General features: G+C 30.8%; 15 protein-coding genes. 7 read left to right on the top strand and 8 right to left on the bottom strand.

All coding sequences use genetic code 11. The features are described 5' to 3' along the window. Positions 1-157: 157 nt before the first annotated feature. Positions 158-1,195: a GyrI-like domain-containing protein gene (locus B2X73_RS06495; protein ID WP_219034942.1), complete on the bottom strand. Its 1,038-nt coding sequence runs from the start codon at positions 1,193-1,195 to the stop codon at positions 158-160. A gap of 104 nt (positions 1,196-1,299) precedes the next feature. Between B2X73_RS06495 and B2X73_RS06500 the strand changes: the two genes are divergently transcribed. Then, positions 1,300-1,890 carry a DUF937 domain-containing protein gene (locus B2X73_RS06500; protein ID WP_180905983.1) on the top strand — a complete coding sequence of 197 codons (591 nt, stop codon included), beginning with the start codon at positions 1,300-1,302 and terminating at the stop codon, positions 1,888-1,890. Positions 1,891-2,089: 199 nt separating this feature from the next. Then, positions 2,090-3,439 carry an NADP-specific glutamate dehydrogenase gene (gene gdhA / locus B2X73_RS06505; RefSeq protein WP_221854634.1) on the top strand — a complete coding sequence of 450 codons (1,350 nt, stop codon included), beginning with the start codon at positions 2,090-2,092 and terminating at the stop codon, positions 3,437-3,439. 89 nt (positions 3,440-3,528) lie between these two features. Here the strand turns inward: gdhA and B2X73_RS06510 are convergent, their stop codons facing one another. Together B2X73_RS06510 and B2X73_RS06515 are read right to left on the bottom strand one after the other, a co-directional pair. Next, positions 3,529-4,206 (bottom strand): response regulator transcription factor, encoded by a 678-nt coding sequence (locus B2X73_RS06510; protein ID WP_125350247.1) that lies wholly within the window; start codon positions 4,204-4,206, stop codon positions 3,529-3,531. Then, the gene (locus B2X73_RS06515; RefSeq protein ID WP_125350246.1) at positions 4,196-5,518 is read right to left on the bottom strand and encodes a sensor histidine kinase; all 1,323 of its coding nucleotides are present in this window, start codon (positions 5,516-5,518) and stop codon (positions 4,196-4,198) included. The genes B2X73_RS06510 and B2X73_RS06515 overlap by 11 nt, the downstream gene beginning before the upstream one ends. A gap of 122 nt (positions 5,519-5,640) precedes the next feature. Between B2X73_RS06515 and B2X73_RS06520 the strand changes: the two genes are divergently transcribed. Together B2X73_RS06520 and B2X73_RS06525 are read left to right on the top strand one after the other, a co-directional pair. After that, on the top strand, positions 5,641-8,007 hold the full coding sequence (locus B2X73_RS06520) for an outer membrane beta-barrel family protein (protein ID WP_286496095.1): 2,367 nt from the start codon (positions 5,641-5,643) through the stop codon (positions 8,005-8,007). A gap of 49 nt (positions 8,008-8,056) precedes the next feature. After that, complete coding sequence (locus B2X73_RS06525) at positions 8,057-8,515, top strand: GNAT family N-acetyltransferase (RefSeq protein WP_286496093.1); 459 nt, start codon at positions 8,057-8,059, stop codon at positions 8,513-8,515. 28 nt (positions 8,516-8,543) lie between these two features. On the opposite strand, the gene B2X73_RS06530 is transcribed toward B2X73_RS06525, so the two are convergent. The 5 genes from B2X73_RS06530 to B2X73_RS06550 all read right to left on the bottom strand — a co-directional run bounded on the left by B2X73_RS06530 (position 8,544) and on the right by B2X73_RS06550 (position 13,292). Continuing rightward, positions 8,544-8,720 carry a hypothetical protein gene (locus B2X73_RS06530; protein WP_286496092.1) on the bottom strand — a complete coding sequence of 59 codons (177 nt, stop codon included), beginning with the start codon at positions 8,718-8,720 and terminating at the stop codon, positions 8,544-8,546. Positions 8,721-8,737: 17 nt separating this feature from the next. After that, a complete protein-coding gene (locus tag B2X73_RS06535) occupies positions 8,738-9,487 on the bottom strand; it encodes an SDR family NAD(P)-dependent oxidoreductase (RefSeq protein ID WP_291096049.1) in 750 nt (249 codons plus the stop codon). A gap of 4 nt (positions 9,488-9,491) precedes the next feature. Further along, positions 9,492-12,317, bottom strand: coding sequence for a hypothetical protein (locus B2X73_RS06540; RefSeq protein ID WP_291096050.1), 2,826 nt, complete (start codon positions 12,315-12,317; stop codon positions 9,492-9,494). A 63-nt stretch (positions 12,318-12,380) separates the two neighbouring features. Next, positions 12,381-13,007 (bottom strand): carbonic anhydrase, encoded by a 627-nt coding sequence (locus B2X73_RS06545; RefSeq protein ID WP_180905972.1) that lies wholly within the window; start codon positions 13,005-13,007, stop codon positions 12,381-12,383. A gap of 6 nt (positions 13,008-13,013) precedes the next feature. Continuing rightward, positions 13,014-13,292, bottom strand: coding sequence for a GNAT family N-acetyltransferase (locus tag B2X73_RS06550; protein ID WP_038337243.1), 279 nt, complete (start codon positions 13,290-13,292; stop codon positions 13,014-13,016). 268 nt (positions 13,293-13,560) lie between these two features. On the opposite strand from B2X73_RS06550, the gene dnaN reads away from it, so the two are divergent. Genes dnaN through B2X73_RS06565 form a run of 3 tightly spaced genes read left to right on the top strand, consistent with a single transcriptional unit; the run spans position 13,561 to position 17,593 of the window. After that, positions 13,561-14,679, top strand: a complete 1,119-nt coding sequence (dnaN, locus tag B2X73_RS06555) for a DNA polymerase III subunit beta (RefSeq protein ID WP_180905970.1) — start codon at positions 13,561-13,563, stop codon at positions 14,677-14,679. A 36-nt stretch (positions 14,680-14,715) separates the two neighbouring features. Next, positions 14,716-17,145 (top strand): phenylalanine--tRNA ligase subunit beta, encoded by a 2,430-nt coding sequence (gene pheT, locus B2X73_RS06560; RefSeq protein WP_291096053.1) that lies wholly within the window; start codon positions 14,716-14,718, stop codon positions 17,143-17,145. Between the two features lie 13 nt (positions 17,146-17,158). Then, a complete protein-coding gene (locus B2X73_RS06565; protein WP_114999133.1) occupies positions 17,159-17,593 on the top strand; it encodes an META domain-containing protein in 435 nt (144 codons plus the stop codon). Positions 17,594-17,646: the final 53 nt, after the last annotated feature.

The following is a 17,646-nucleotide window of genomic DNA, read 5'->3' on the forward strand; positions in this document are numbered from 1 at the left end:
GGAATCTTTACATCAATATTTTTTAGATTATGTTCACGTGCACCGTAAACTTCAATAAAATCTTTTTCCATGTTCGTTTGTAAGAAGTTGCAAAAATACAAAAAAAGCCACATTACTGTGGCTAAGTGTACTTTAAAAATTGTTAATTCTTAAGTATTTATTGTTTTTTAATTGGAATATAAATTCGAGAAATTAGTTTTAAACTATCTGTTTCCTTCGGATCGTTTAACATAATTTCTAATTGTTTTGTATCCAGTTGTAATTTTTTAGATTTTGCATAATTCTTCATTTTCTCGATTGTTTGCGCACGCTTAGAACGAGGTCCTAAATGCAATGTCAACAAATAATCTCCACCAGGAACAACCACTTTTTTCATCTCTTTTTGCAAAGGCAAATCTTCTATTAATTGTATTCCAGCAAAAAATGTTGTCTTATCTTTTTCTTTATCAAAATCAGTAAAGTAGACATATGGAAAACCTAAATCGAAATCAAAACCACCTTCATCTTTATTCATTAACGATTTATAAATCACCTCAAAAGCACCATCTACTTTATCCATTATATCTTTTTCCGCTAAACTTGATTGTTTACGAATCGCTAATAAATTTGTTCGACCTAATTCTACAATTCGATATTCACCATAATTCAATCGTCCTTCTTTTTGATCCTTATCTAATCTAACTTTCACTTTTTGATTTAGGTTATCCAAAGATTTTTCAAATTTAGATTCAGGATTTTTGAAAAAAGCAAAATAGCGGTAGAAATAAGGAATTTCTTGACTTAAATAATTCAATTTTGCAGTTGTTTTCCCATTTTCTTGTTGTTCAAATTTGACATTCAAACTATCTAATTTTTCCCAACCATCATATTTTATCGTATAATTAACGAAACGATTAATCGAAAAATTTTCAATCGTTACTTTTCCTGAAGCAATTGAAGCATCTTCTGAATCCCATATCATATAATTTTCGTCCTCTTCTTTTGTATTCGAAAATTTCTTGATTGTCAAAGAATCCGAAGCTGTAAATTGTTGCCATTTCGAGAATTGACGAAGATTATAAAATTCGTCGTACACCAAACCAACAGGTGCATCAAATTCATATTGCATTTCTTCGTCGAAACGATTCGGTAAAACGATTGGTAATAAAGCCAAAACCGCAATAATGATTACTAAAAAAAGATTTATTTGTTTCATTTACAAAATTGATTGTACAAAAATAGAAATACTTTGTAGGACTCTTAATATTAATCTGAATTAATCTTTTAAAAATAGTATATTTGAGTAAATAATATAAACTTATGGACTTTACTAATTTAATTCAAGGAGCAATGGGACAACAAATTGTTGGTTCTGCTGCAAAACAATTAGGGATTAATGAATCTCAAGCTCAAACTGCTGTTGCAGCAGCTGTACCTTTTTTATTGTCTGCTTTAAATAAAAATGCACAAGGCGGAGGTGCTGAAGGAATTTCGAATGCTTTGAATCAACATGACGGGAGTATTTTGGATAATCTTTCTGGATTTTTAGGTCAAGGAGGAAACCAACAAGATGGATTAGGAATTTTAGGTCACGTTTTAGGAAATAAACAACAAAATGTAGAATCTGCAATTTCTCAACAATCTGGATTGAATACAGCACAAGTTACTCAAATTTTAGCGTTAGTTGCGCCAATTGTAATGGGCTACTTGGGTAAACAAAAACAATCTGCTGGATTAGATTCAAATGGGATTGCTGGTTTATTAGGCGGTTTAGTTGGTGGTTCTACAACTCAAACAAACCAAAGCGGAGTAAATTTAGGAGGTTTCGAAAAATTGTTAGATCAGGATGGTGATGGACAATTAGGAATTGGAGATGCCATGAGTTTATTGGGTGGATTTTTCAAAAAATAAGTCTTGTCTTAAACTGAATAAAAATACAAAATTTATTAAGCAGGAAATTTTCCTGCTTTTTTTGTTTCAAAAATTATCAACCTATATATTCTAAGTATTCGAAATTATCAAATTCATAAATATTAAAAGTTTGATTTAAAAAATATATTATTTTATTTGTTATTTAATATAATTTTATCAACAATAAAACACAAATAGCATGGATACTTTATTTTACTCAGAAAAATTCATTCAAAGAATTAAATCAAAAAACCCTAACGAAAAAGAATTTTTACAAGCAGTTGAAGAAGTTTCCGAAACCATTTTACCATTTGTAGAAGAAAACCCTAAATACAAAAAGTTCAAAATTCTTGAAAGAATTGCAGAACCAGAACGTATTATTCAATTTAGAGTAACTTGGGTTGATGATAAAGGCGAAATCCAAATCAACAAAGGTTATCGTGTACAAATGAATTCTGCGATTGGTCCTTATAAAGGTGGTTTGCGCTTTCATCCATCTGTTAATCTTTCTATTCTTAAATTCTTAGCTTTTGAACAAGTTTTCAAAAACAGCTTGACAACTTTACCTATGGGTGGCGGAAAAGGTGGTTCTGATTTTGATCCAAAAGGAAAATCGGACATGGAAATTATGCGCTTCTGCCAATCTTTTATGAGCGAATTATCTCGTCATATTGGTGCAGATGTCGATGTTCCTGCTGGTGATATTGGCGTTGGAGGACGAGAAATTGGTTATTTATTTGGTCAATACAAACGAATGCGAAACGAATTTACAGGTGTTTTAACTGGAAAAGGATTAGAATATGGCGGTTCTTTGATTCGTCCTGAAGCTACTGGTTACGGCTTATTATATTTTGTAGAATGTATGTTAGCCGAAAAAAAAGAAACCTTAAAAGGAAAAACAGTTTCTATTTCTGGCTCTGGAAATGTTGCACAATATGCTGCTGAAAAGTCTCTGGAATTAGGCGCAAAAGTGGTTACACTTTCTGATTCTTCTGGATATATTTATGATGAAGACGGTTTTGATACAGAAAAACTAAATGTCATTTTCAAAATTAAGAATGATGATTACGATAGAATTTCAAAGTATGTTGATTATTATCCAAACGCTAAATTTTTCTCCGACCAAAATCCTTGGAAAGTTCCTTGTGATATAGCTTTGCCATGTGCAACACAAAACGAATTGGATTTACAAGATGCGCAAACTTTACATCTCAATGGTTGCAAATTGGTTGCCGAAGGTGCTAATATGCCAACAACTCCCGAAGCGGTTCATTATTTTTTGGATCATCAAATTTTATACGGTCCTGGAAAAGCTGCGAATGCTGGTGGTGTTGCAACTTCTGGATTGGAAATGTCTCAAAATTCGATCCGTCAAAATTGGAACAGAGAAAAAGTAGATTATCGATTAAAAGAAATTATGATAAAAATTCATCACCAATGTAAAAAATATGGAAAAGGTGAATTTCAAGAAAATATAAATTATTACAAAGGCGCTAATATAGCTGGTTTCGTAAAAGTTGCCGATGCTATGATTGCTCAAGGAATATAAAAATCCATTTATAAAATTCGGTTCCCTTTACTGAATTTAGAATTCAATTGTTTGTTATTAAAGCTGGACTTCTGTTCAGCTTTATTTTTTTAGAGTGGAAAATTAATTTTAAAACCAATACCTCGAACAGATTCAAATTTTATCATTTCGTCGTTCTGAAAATATTTGCGCAAACGTGTCATAAAAACATCCAAACTTCTACCCATAAAATAATCGTTTTCACCCCAAATTTTTTCTAAAATCTCTTTACGACTCACTAATTTTTGATTATTCTGAATCAAGAAACTCAACAATTCTGCTTCTTTTTCTGTTAACTGAAATTTTTCTTCTTGATAAGATAATTGCAATTGATTTGGAAGAAAAACATAAGCTCCAATTTTGATCAATTCTTCTAAAACAGGTTGATTTCGTTTCAAAATATTTTTTATTCGCAAGACCAATTCTTCAGGATCGCAAGGTTTTGTGATATAATCATCTGCACCTAATTTCAAACCTAAAACACGATCAAAACTTTGCGCCTTAGCAGTCAAAAATAAATATGGAATTGTAATGGTTTCGGCTAATTTTTTCGCCAAAGAAAAACCATCAATTTCGGGTAACATGACATCAAAAATGATTAATTGAGCTGATTCCAACGATTCTATTTCCTTCAATAGTTTTTGTGGATGATCAAACCAAGTCACTTCAAAATCAGAAAATTCTAGATATTGTTTGAGAACAGTTCCCAAATCTTGATCATCTTCTACTAAAATTAATTTAGTTTTCATTCGGCAAAATGATTAAAAATTGAACACCTTTGTCTTTATTATTCTGAACGTTAATTGTTCCTAAATATCGTTCGATTGTATTCTTGACCAAAAATAATCCAACACCCAAACCGCTTACATTTTGGTTAATAGAACGATTCACACGATAATATTTATCAAAAATAAGAGGCAAATCATTGGTTGGAATTCCAATTCCATTATCCGAAAAATTCAATGTTATTTTTTTTTGAAATTTAAAATCTAATACAATTTCAGTAGCTCCATATTTGACTGAATTTTCAATTAAATTCTGAGCAATTTGTTTAAAATCGTTTGTTTTCAGTACATTATTTTTCTCGAAAATACTTTGATTAATAAGTTTAATTTCTGGATATTGAAGTTGAATCTTTTGGATAATTTCATTCAAAATAACCTCATCTAACAATTCAGAATTTTCGTCATTTTTCACAAAAATAGAATCAACAGTTTGCTCCAAACGATTAATTTGTCTGTTCATCATTTGTTGCGTTTCTGGATGTTGAACTTGATGCAAAGCAAATTTCATCGTCGTAATTGGCGTATTCAATTCATGCGCAATAGAGTCTATTGTCAAATGTAATTGATTGATTTTTTCTTCTTGTTTCGATAAATTTTTAAGACTTTTCCAATACAAAAAGACAATTAATCCAACAATCAACAAACTCACAATGATTAAAGGAATAATTTTCTTGAGAATTAAAAATTTCAAATTCAGTAATTCAAAATCTGTCTTTCCTCTAATTTTATATTTATGACGTTCATTTTTATTAATTCCTAAATCAGAATCTGTTTGATTACTAATATCATCCGATGACCAAACACTTTGATTAATATTAGTTGGTTTCGCAATTTTATTTGTCGTTTCGTAAATCACATACTTTTTCTTTGGCAATAATTCTTTATGATTCAATTCATCATAAACCGAATAAACATCTGTACGAAGCGCTATTTCAAAATTATTTTCCTTAGAATAAACGTCTAATAGAGAATCTACAATTGGCGTATAAATCTCATAATTATAATCTACTTTCGTTCGAATTATTTGTAATTCATCAAACTGTTTTTTTTCATCATGATTCAGTTTTTTGAAATAATCTAAAATCTTATCATCATTAGAATCTGTTTCATATTTTGACATAAAATTCATCACTTTAACTCCAATTTCACACGCCTCTTTATTCATATCTTTCTCAATCAATCGATACAAATTGTAGATATAATACCCTTGCAATGCAACCAAAACGATCAATGCAAAAGAGAAAATAAATGTATAATGTTTTTTAGATAATTTCATAAGCTTTCCATCAATTCAAAAATACATTGTTTTCGCACATAAATTACACATTAACTCATCGTTAACCGTTCATTAACCAAGTAAAATCGAAACTTGAAAGAGATTTGTTAAAAATCTGAACCATGAAAATAGTAATAACATTTTTTCTGCTACTTCCAAATTTAATTTTTGCACAAATTATTTCTGGAAAAATTATCGATGAGCAAAATCAACCAATCAAAAATAGTTCTATTGAAGTTGAAATTCCTTCACAAGATCCAATTGTAGCTGAATCGAATGAAAATGGCGAATTTAATTTTGAGCTTCATCAAGCACAATCATTTACAATTTACATTAAAGAATTTGGTTACCAAGAATTTGAAAAGACATATCAAGCTAACTCAGAAAACTCTTTGATTATTACGCTTCAAAAAGATGAAACAATTAACTTAAAAGACGTTGTTTTTTCTAGTCAAAAACCTTTGTTGAAACGAAAAATTGATCGAATAGAATTTAATGTCGAAAATACGCCTTTGCAAAATTTAAGTGCTTGGGATATCGTGAAAAACACGCCAAATGTTCTTCTAAAAAATGAACAGTTAAGTGTGAGAGGAAATACGCAAATTTTAGTCACAATTAATGATAAAAAAACATTAATGTCCCAAGATGATTTGAAACAATTGTTGGAAAATACTGATGGTGCAACAGTTTCTTCGGTTGAAGTCATTACCAATCCGCCTGCAAAATATGAAGCTTCTGGAAGCGCGATTATAAATATTAAAATGAAGAAAAATGTGCTTTCTGGTTACAAAGGACAAATTGCGACACGTTATCATCAATCTATTTATAGCAAAGGAATGCTGGGTACTACCCAATCTTACAATACAGAAAAATGGCAATTGACAGGAAGTTATTATTTTGTGAATGGAAAATATGTTCGCAAGAATTTTGATGTAACAACTTATGAAAAAGATCAGACACGCTGGGAAAGTGACATGATTCGTCGAACAGTTGCGAAACAACAACATATTTACAACTTTGCTTCTCAATATTCAATTGATAGTTTACAGAATTTTCAGTTTGGAATAAATGGTTCTAGAAATCCTGCTTCAATTGGGAATTATAACGTTCCGACAAATATTTACAATACAACAAATAATCAACTTGAATCATTTTATAAAACACAAAATCATCGTCGCGAAGCTTCAAATAATTTTAATACGTATTTGGTTTATGACAAAAAAATTGCGAAAAATAATTTGACTTGGAGTAACAATTTTAGTCATCGTTATTACAAAGAAAATCAAGATGTTTTAACAAAACTGAATTTCAAGGATAAACCTTATGAAGAAAATCGTTTTTTGAGTGCTGCACTTCAAAAATTGAATCTATTTTCTACACAAATTGATTATAGTTTCACTAATGAAAATTTCGGCTTGGAAGCGGGAGCGAAATATAGTTTTGTGAAGAATGATAATGATTTAGATTTCTTTGAGTCGATTCAAAATCAAATCGAATATCAACCCGAAAAAAGTAATATTTTTGATTACAAAGAACAGATTTTTGCGTTGTATATTTCTGGAAATTACAAATGGAAAAAATGGGAAGCAAAAGCTGGTTTGAGATCTGAAACAGCTCTTATAAATACGATTTCTGATAATCCAATTAGCCAAAATAAACGAACAAACACCGATCTTTTTCCAACTTTATACGTCATGTATAATTTTGAAAATACTGGACAAATTGGTTTGAATTATGGAAAAAGAATTGATCGACCAGATTATAATTTCTTGAATCCTTCAAAATCATATTACAATCTGTTTTCTTATTTTCAGGGCGATGCCAATGCAATTTCTACGATTATTCACAATTTGAGTTTATCTTACACTTTGAAAGATTGGAATTTTGAAGCCTATTATCGATACGAGAAAAATCCAGCGATGGAAATTTCTATTCAAAATCCTGAAACTTTCGAAACAGTTTATCATTTTACAAACATCAAAAATGGAGAAGCTTTTGGAGCAAATCTTTCGAAAAATTTTAATCTAAAATCGTGGTGGAAACTGAATTTATTTACATTTGTGGAATATAATCAAAATTATTTTTTCGGACCAGATCAACAACAATACAAAAATGATGTGTTTACTTATTATATTTCTTTAAGCACTCAATTGGATTTAGACAAAGCAAAAACATTTAATATTTCGACAGGATATCATTATAATTCCCCAGCTATTCAAGCTTCATTTGATATTAGTTCTTCTCAAAATACATATTTGATTTTAAACAAAAAAATATGGGATAAACGTTTTGAAATTGGTTTGGTTTTCAATGATATTTTTAAAACTGATCGCAATACGATTTCTACGAAATACGCAAACCAAAATCAATATTTCAAAGATTATCGCGATACACAATATTTTATGTTGAATTTGAAATACAATTTCGGAAACCAGAAAGTAAAAGAAGCGAAACAAGCGGAAAAAACTGCAGAACAAAATAGAATTTAGCGTTACAAAAAAAACTTAAGTTTTATTAAATTTGAGGAAAAGCAATAAAATGAATTCAGTAAAAATCATTCGAACAAATTCTTCTAACAAAGATTTTCAAGAATTGGTAACAGAATTAGATAAAGATTTAGCGATAAGAAATGGCGAATTTCATTCTTTCTTTTCGCAATACAATAAAGTTGACAAAATAAATCACGTTGCTATCGCCTATTTAAACGAAAATCCTGTTGGTTGTGGCGCTATAAAACATTATTATGATACAACGATGGAAGTGAAAAGAATGTATGTAAATCCTGATTTTAGAGGAAATAGAATTGCAGCTAAAGTTCTGAATGAGTTAGAAAATTGGGCAATCGAATTAAATTATGAACGATGTATTTTGGAAACCGGATTGAAACAACCCGAAGCAATCGCGTTGTATGAACGATGTGATTACACAAGAATCGAAAATTACGATCAATACAAAGACATCGAAGAAAGTGTTTGTTATGAAAAAATATTGAAATAGAAAAGCTGAGCGATGCTCAGCTTTTTTATTATTTATTAGATTCTTTTACCATTTTGTTCATTTCGGATGCCGTAATTTCACCATCCATAATCATGTACATTTGTTGATCATCGCTGTTAATACTCATCAACACATTTTTAAAAACTTTCGCATTTGCATTTTCCGTTAAAAAGCGAATTTTACTTCCGTCCTTATTTATCGACATCAATTTTTCGAAATAGATTATTTTTTCAAGAAAACAGTTCCTCCAGCTTGCGCTTTTGGAAAGATTGTAACATCGGCAATTTGTACATGTTCTGGTTGTTGCAACAAATACTCTATTGCATTTGCAATATCTTCTCCAACCAATGGCTCAAAACCTTTGTATACATTATCAGAAAGTTCTTGATTTCCTTTGAAACGAACCAAAGAAAATTCTGTTTCTACCGCTCCTGGTGCGATATTGGAAACTTTGATTCCGTAAGGCAACAAATCATAACGCATTCCTTTGCTCAACGATTCTACTGCCGCTTTCGACGCACAATATGTTCCTCCATTTGGATAAACTTCTTTTCCTGCAATCGACGAAAGGTTGATGATATGCGCATTTGATGATTCTTTAAGAATTGGAATAATTGCTTTCGAAACGTAAATTAATCCTTTTACATTGATATCAATCATCGCTTCCAAATCCTCCAAATCAGCTGTATCAAAAGGTGCTAATCCATGTGCATTTCCCGCATTATTGATTAAAACATCAATATTTTTCCACTCATTTTCTAAACTTTCTACTGCATTAAAAACAGCTTCCTTGTCTCGAACATCAAATTGAATGGTTTTAACTTCCGTAATTTGACTCAATTCTGCCTGAATTTCATCTAATCGATCTTGACGACGCCCACACAAAATTAAACGATAATTTTGTGCTAATTTCTTTGCTGTCGCCATTCCTATGCCAGATGTTGCTCCGGTTATGAAGACTGTTCTTTTCATTTTCTTAAATAATTAAAAGTGCTTTTTTAAGACCGTCTAAGATACAAGCTAAAAAGAAATTAAAAAATGATTTATCCTGTTTTCGTTCGATATTTTCTACTTTTTCTTCTTTCATTTTTCCACGAGAATCATTCTTTACCGCCGCATTTCCAACTGCTGATAATAATTTCCTTTTCGAACCATCATCACGCAAAACATTCACTTTCAAATTTTGATAATCTATTCCAAAATTTCCTCCAGCAACTTTATCATTTCCATCAAAATTAAATTTTATTTGATTGAAAAATCCGTCTACAGAAACCTTAAGATATGGTTTCACAAAAGGATCGAGATTTTTTGCAGGAAGTTTTGAAATTGAACCATTGATATTAAATTTCTCTGAACGATTCATTGGATTAAATGTCCAATTTGCACGCAAATCTCCATTCATAAATTCTGAACGCCAATCAACATCAACGTCTGGTAAAGATGTTTTACGATAACCCGAATTGACATTTTTAACCGTTGTATTTATAGACGAAAAAGTTAATTTTCCTGTTCCGATACTTTTAGCCGTTTCCTCTTCATATTCTAATTTAGAGTTGACCAATTGCAATTGTTTCACCCCTAAATCGAATTTCATTTCGCGTAATTTTTGCGAAAACATAGTTTTACGTTTTGTGTCATCAGGTGGAACCAAACTTCTATAAATATTTGCATAAAGTTGATTCAATTTTATTTGATTCGCTTTTAAAAAGAAATCTTTGGATGGAGAAATTCCCCACTGAATTCCATTTCCTTGTAATTGCTTGACAGAAACTGTATATAAATCGGCTTGTTTTTTCAACGAAGCTGTATACGTTTTTCGAGAAAGTTTTGGCGTTAATTTTAATTGATTCAACGTCAAATTTCCGTTCTGAAACTGCAAAGTTCCAGTATTCATCTTATACGTTTTTCCTAAATCGAAATCAATTCCCGAAGATTTCAGTAATACAGATTTATAAGAAAAAGGAATCGCTTCTTGAATTGTTTTTGGATCAACATTAATTTGATTAAACGCTAACTGAATTTGCTTCAATGTTAAATTCGGCGTTTTTTGTTGATAAGGAATCACATCTAAATGTCCATTTACCAACGAAATTTTATCAACTTTTATAACATCATTAAACTCTTTTGAGGTTTTTCCTTCGCGCTGCGCCACTCGTCTTGGCTGTCCATAAATTGTAAATTTTGGATTTTTGAAAATAACATGATTAACATGAAGTTCTTTCCCATAATCATTTTTCAATCCTAAAACCGTCAAATTAACATTATTGAAATCAAATTTTTGTGAAGCAATAAATCGAGATTGCTTGATTTGAATCGTATCAATTCCAAGATTAAAATTAATCAAGAACTTTTCTGTTGCTTTTTCAACTTTCTTCGCAATAACTTTTTCATTCTTTTGATCGATGATTTTCACATTTACCTCATCCAATTTGATTGAATTTGTATGAAAATAGAAATCACCATTTTTTATTCCCCAACTGTTATTATTTAACGTCAAAATTGGCGCTTCGACATCTAATAATGTGTTTGATTTTGTATAATTTCGATTAAATTGATTCTTTGAAATCAATGGTTTCATTTTGAAATTTTTCAGAATCAATTTCTTTTCTGTCAAATCAAAATTAGATGCTGTTAACGTGTGCATTTCATTCAATCGATAATACATCGAATCCAACTTAACACGAAAAGTTTTATAATCAATCGGAATATCATTTGTTCGCGTCAACGCATTCATTTTTATTCCTTCGATATTTAACGCAACATTGTTTATTGCATATTTTACTGTTTTTGCATTCGAGAAAAGTGAACGAATTTTACCGTTTTCTATTTGCAATTTTTTGATGTTAATTAATTCTGCATCCTCCGTTTTTATATTTACTTTTTTGGCAGATTGCTTATCAACTTTATTCTCAGGTTTTGCAGAAATAATGGTAATTTTCGGATTTTTGAATTTGATTAAATCTGTTTTAAAATATAATTTATCTTCCGAAGTAAATCCCCAATCCATCTTAGAAAGCGAAAGAAGTGGTGATTCAATATCCAATAAATCATTTTCAGAATCGTTTGGAACGTACATTTTTCCATTCATTTTGAGCGGTTTCATCAAGAAATTGTCCAACTCAAAATCAGTTTCATTAAAACGAACTTTTCGTGCTCTAATCAATTGTTGATCTTTTACTACAAAAAACATCGAATCTAATTTAATGTCAAAAGCAGAATATCTGAACGGAATTTTTTTGTCCGCTGTTCGTTCATTGAAGCGAACGCCATCGAAATCGATAGAAAAATTAGAAACATTTGCAATATGTTTTTTTCCTGATTGAGAATACAAATTGAACTCTCCATTGTTGATATTCACATTCGAAACATCTATACTTTGACCAACTTTGGATTGCGCTGTATCTTTTTTGACCGAATCTTTTTTCTCTTTAAGATAATAATTTACAGAAGGATTATTGATGTTAATTGAATAGGCAGCAACTTCTTTTTTGGTAATTAATTTTATAAAATTGATACCGACAACATTTATTTCTTTCACTTTTCCTGTTGCGTCAATCGAATCCTTTATTAACAAAGAATCTTTTGGAGAAACTTCGACATTTTTTAGCGATAAAGATGAATTAAAAATAGAAAAGCTCAAATCTTCGTAAGTCAGATTATAAGCTGTATCGTTTTTTTCTGCAATGATTTTTGGAAGTCGATCATTCAGAAAATAGGAGATGTAAAAACTTAAAATAAAAAGTACCGCAATAATAGAAATTAAAGCGATACCGATTCTTTTTATCCAACGGTTGTTAATCATTGATATAGTTTGGTTAACAGTCTTAAAAACAATTATTATACCAAATATAACAAAATGTTAAATTTATTCGTTGATATCGTAAATTTCTTTGATATTTTCTAAGATTGTATCGAAGTTTAAATTCAAATCAATTAATTTTCCAGTAAACAAATCGAACACCCAACCGTGTACTTCTAATCCATTTTCCATTGCACGTTGTACAAAAGGATTTTTTACCACATTTACACATTGTTCTTGTACATTTAACTCTACCAAACGGTTGTAACGCATTCCTTCGTTTTCGATTGCATTCAATTCTTCTGAATGTAAACGATAAACATCACGAATATTACGCAACCAAGGATTCATAATTCCTAAATCTTTCGGAATCATTGCAGATTTAATCCCACCACAATTATAATGTCCACAAACTACAATATGTTTCACTTTTAGGTGTTCTACCGCATAGTCCAAAACAGAAGTGGTATTCATATCCAAACTAATTACCATATTAGCTATATTGCGGTGTACAAAAACCTCCCCTGGCTCCGCTCCCAACAACTCTTCTGCCGTCACACGACTATCTGAACAACCAATGTAAAGCACTTCTGGATTTTGACCAGCCGAAAGCTTATCAAAATATTGCTCGTCTTGTCCTAAACGTTTATTTACCCACTCTTGGTTGTGTTCAAAAACTTTTTCTAAATTCATAATTTTCTAAATTACATCTTGCACTTCTGGATGTTTACCAACATAAACGCTCACATAACTACAAAATGGTATGATTTTCAACTGATTTTTTCTTGCATAATCTACAGCTTCTAACACTAACTTTTCTGCCAAACCTTGCCCTCTCAATTCGGGATTAACACCTGTATGATTAATCAACATTTGTTCTTCTTTAAGCATAAAAGTTAATTCGCCAACTTCTTTATTATTCTCATCAAGAAGTATAAAAACACCGTTTTTTCCTTCTAAATTCAATTCAATTTTCATAGAATATTATTTTAAATTCAAATTAATCTTTTTGGATGAGATTTGGTCAAAAAGATTTGTTAAAAGTCTCGATATACAAGACAAATTTACGGGTGAAAAGTTTTTAATTCAAAGAAAATTTAAACAAATAATAACAATCAATTTACAATCATCTTTCTGTTTGATAATCAACAACAAGCCATTCTATATAATATTTAATGTATAGGTTTGAGTTTTTTACTTGATTATTTATTACATTTGTTAGATATTTTAAGGAAATATTCTTCATATGAAATTTATTGTATCGAGCAACACGTTATTAAAAAATGTTAACTTAATCGGAGGAGTTATTAACTCTAATAATACTTTACCAATCCTTGATAATTTTTTATTCGAATTGGATGGTAGCCAATTAACTATCACTGGTTCTGATTTAGAAACAACAATTTCAACAACTTTAGAAGTTGAGTCTAATGATAATGGAAAAATTGCAATTCCATCAAAAATCTTAACTGACACGTTGAAAACTTTCCCAGCGCAACCGCTTACTTTTATCCAAAAAGAAGGAAATACGTTGGAAATTGTTTCAGAACAAGGAAATTATCAGTTAGCATTCGAAGACGCAAACGAATATCCTCAAACGCCAGATATCGAAGACGCAAGCTCTACAACACTTAGCGCAAGCATTTTATCAGAGGCAATTATCAAAACTATTTTTGCGACAGGAAACGACGAATTACGTCCAATTATGACAGGAGTTTTCTTCCAAGCAAATGCAGATGTTTTCCGTTTTGTTGCTACAGATGCGCATCGTTTGGTAAAATATACACGCAACGGCTTAGACAATTTACAAGCTGCAGAATATATTATGCCGAAAAAACCACTTAACTTATTGAAAAATATTTTAGGAGGAAATAATGACGATGTAACAATCGAATATAACAATACAAATACACGTTTTTCATTCCAAAATATCGTGTTAACTTGTCGTTTGATTGATGGTAAATATCCTAATTATGAAGCGGTAATTCCAAAAGAAAATCCAAATGTATTAACGATTAACAGAAACTTATTCTTAACATCTTTGAAACGTGTGGCAATTTTCTCTAACAAAACAACAAACCAAGTTCGATTAAAATTAGTTGGAAATTCATTGACAATTTCTGCTGAAGATATCGATTTTGCAAACAAAGCAGAAGAAAGACTTCCTTGCGATTACAATGGAACAGACTTACAAATCGGTTTCAATTCTCGTTTTTTAATCGAAATGTTGAATAATTTACAATCAGAAGAAATAACATTAGAAATGTCTGAACCAAATCGTGCAGGAATCATCAAACCAGTTGATGGACTAGAAGATGGCGAAGAAATCTTAATGTTAGTTATGCCAGTTATGTTAAACGCATAATCAAAAAGAATACATAAAATTCATTTATACAATACAATGAAAATTTCATACAATTGGCTAAAAACCTACATTGATACAGATATCACACTTGATGAAGTGTCTGCTACACTTACAAGTACAGGTCTTGAAGTAGAAGGTGTAGAGCAAGTAGGTGGAGCTAAAAATTATTTGGAAACCGTATTAGTTGGTAAAGTTTTATCAGCTGTACCTCACCCAAATGCAGATAAATTAAAAGTTACTAAAATAGATTTAGGAGACGGAAAAGAAACGCAAATTGTTTGTGGTGCTCCTAATGTTGCAGCTGGTCAAAATGTACCTGTGGCGACTGTCGGAACGGTTTTACCTTCTCCTGATGGTGAATTTAAAATCAAGAAGGCAAAAATTCGTGGTGAAGAATCTTTCGGAATGATTTGCTCTGAAGTAGAATTAGGAATTGGTACAGATCATTCTGGTATTTTAGTTTTACCAGAAGATTTAAAACCTGGAACTTCTACGTTTGATCTTTTTGGAAAAAATGATGAAGTTGACCACGAAATTGAAATTGGTTTAACGCCAAATCGTGCGGATGCAATGTCACACTTCGGTGTAGCGCGTGATTTACACGCTGCGCTTAAAACTCGTGATATCGCGTCAACATTCAAAACATATGATGTCTCAAATTATCCTACGACAGATTTCGGAAAAAGTCCTATTTCTATCGAGGTTAAAGATACAGAAGCAGCGCCTCGTTATGCAGGTGTTTACTTAAAAAATGTAAAAGTTGCTGAGTCGCCAGATTGGTTAAAAAATCGTTTGCAAGTTATCGGATTATCGCCAATTAATAATGTGGTTGATATTACCAATTACATTTTACACGATTTAGGACAACCTTTACATGCTTTTGATGCAGCTAAAATTGAGGGAAATAAAGTGATCGTTCAAAAATTAGCAGAAGGAACAAAATTCACAACTTTAGATGGCGTTGAACGTACATTAAAAGGACATGAATTGATGATTTGCAACGAAAATAATCCAATGTGTATTGCGGGAGTTTTCGGAGGAAAAGATTCTGGAGTTTCGGATGCAACGACAACTATTTTCTTAGAATCAGCATATTTTGAACCAGTAACAATTCGTAAAGGTGCAAAAGCTCACGGATTGAATACAGATGCTTCTTTCCGCTTTGAGCGCGGAATTGATCCTAACACAACAATCGATGCTTTGAAAAAAGCTGCGATGATGTTAGTTGAAATTGCTGGTGCTGAAATTGCTTCTAATATTGATGATATTTACGAAAATCCTATTCAAAACTTTAATGTAAAATTACGTTTACATAAAGTGGTTGAATTATTAGGAGTTGAAATTCCAGAACATAAAATCAAATCGATTTTAGAAAATTTAGAAATTAAAATTTTGTCAGAAAATGATGGAATTTTAGATTTAGAAGTTCCTGCTTATCGTGTAGATGTACAACGTGATGTGGATTTGATTGAAGATATTTTGAGAATTTATGGATACGATAATATTGAAATTCCTTCAAAATTCTCGTTTTCTTATGTTCCAAATCAAAAAGTTAGTCCAGATAAAATCGAAGATTTTATTGCGCGTCAATTGATTTCTTTCGGATTCAATGAAGCGATGAATAATTCGTTAACGAAAAAAGAATACGAAGAAGTTTTCTTTTATCCAGAAGGAGAAAGTGTTGCCATGTTAAATCCGCTTTCGGCTGATTTAGCTGTAATGCGCCGCACTTTGTTGAATGGTTTATTAGAAAATGTTGCGTTTAATATCAACCGTCGTAATTCGGATGTTAAATTGTTCGAATTTGGGAAAATTTACCGCAAAATTGATGGGATTTACGAAGAAAATAAATGTTTAGGAATCGTTCTTTCAGGAAACTTTAATAGCGAATCGTGGACAGGAAATTTACGTAAAGCTTCATTTGCTGATTTAAAAGGTTTGATTAAACAAATTTTTGTTCGATTAGATATTCAAATTACAGATGAGTTACCTGCAAAAGATGATAATTTCTTAGATGGAATTGAGTTTATTTCTGGTCAAAAATCATTAGGAAAACTAGGAATCATCAGCAAAAAATTAGCGAAAAAATTAGGCGTTAATCAAGATGTTTTCTTTGCTCAATTAAATTGGGATGCAATGGTTGCTTTAGCAAACAAACACGATTTGAAATACAAAGAAATCTCTAAATTTCCAGGTTCTCGTAGAGATTTAGCTTTATTACTTGATTCTTCTGTGAAATATGAAGAATTGTACAAAGCGACAAAAGAAGTGAAAACGAATTTGTTGAAAGCTGTTAATTTATTTGACGTTTACGAAGGAGATAAATTGCCAACTGGTAAAAAATCGTATGCTTTAAGTTTTATGATTCAAGACGAAAATAAAACATTAAGCGATCAAGAAATTGATGGTTTAATGAATAAATTAATCAAATTGTATCAAGAAAAATTCAACGCTGAGTTGAGATAAAATATTCCGAAAAATGAAAAAGATTGTAACTTTATTTTCAGCAACTATTTTGATGAGTTTTATAGCAACTTCTTGTTCTACAAGCGCAAGTACTGCTAAAATTAAACCTAAATCGGAAGTTTCGATTTCAAATCAAAATTGGTATTTGATCAACGATAACAACGTAGTAAAAGGTTTGTACGATAAGGACGTAATGTTGGTTATTGACGAAGCTAATTCGACTGTAAGTGGTTTTGCGGGTTGCAACAATTTCAATGCTGCTTTTACAAAAGTTAGCGGCGTAACAAGCTTTGTTAATTTTTCTGAAACTAAAATGGCTTGTCCTAATTTGCAAGAAGAAAAAGCATTTTTATCGATGTTGAAAAGCGTAAATCGTTACGAAGTTTCTGGAAAAGAATTACATCTTTACAAAGGAAATATCTTATTATTAACATTTAAAACTTTGTAAGTTTTAATCATTTTATAAAATCAAAAAAGCGCTTTACGAGCGCTTTTTTTTAT

The sequence above is a fragment of the Empedobacter sp. UBA7252 genome (genome assembly GCF_002472765.1).
GTDB classification, from domain to species: domain Bacteria; phylum Bacteroidota; class Bacteroidia; order Flavobacteriales; family Weeksellaceae; genus Empedobacter; species Empedobacter falsenii_B.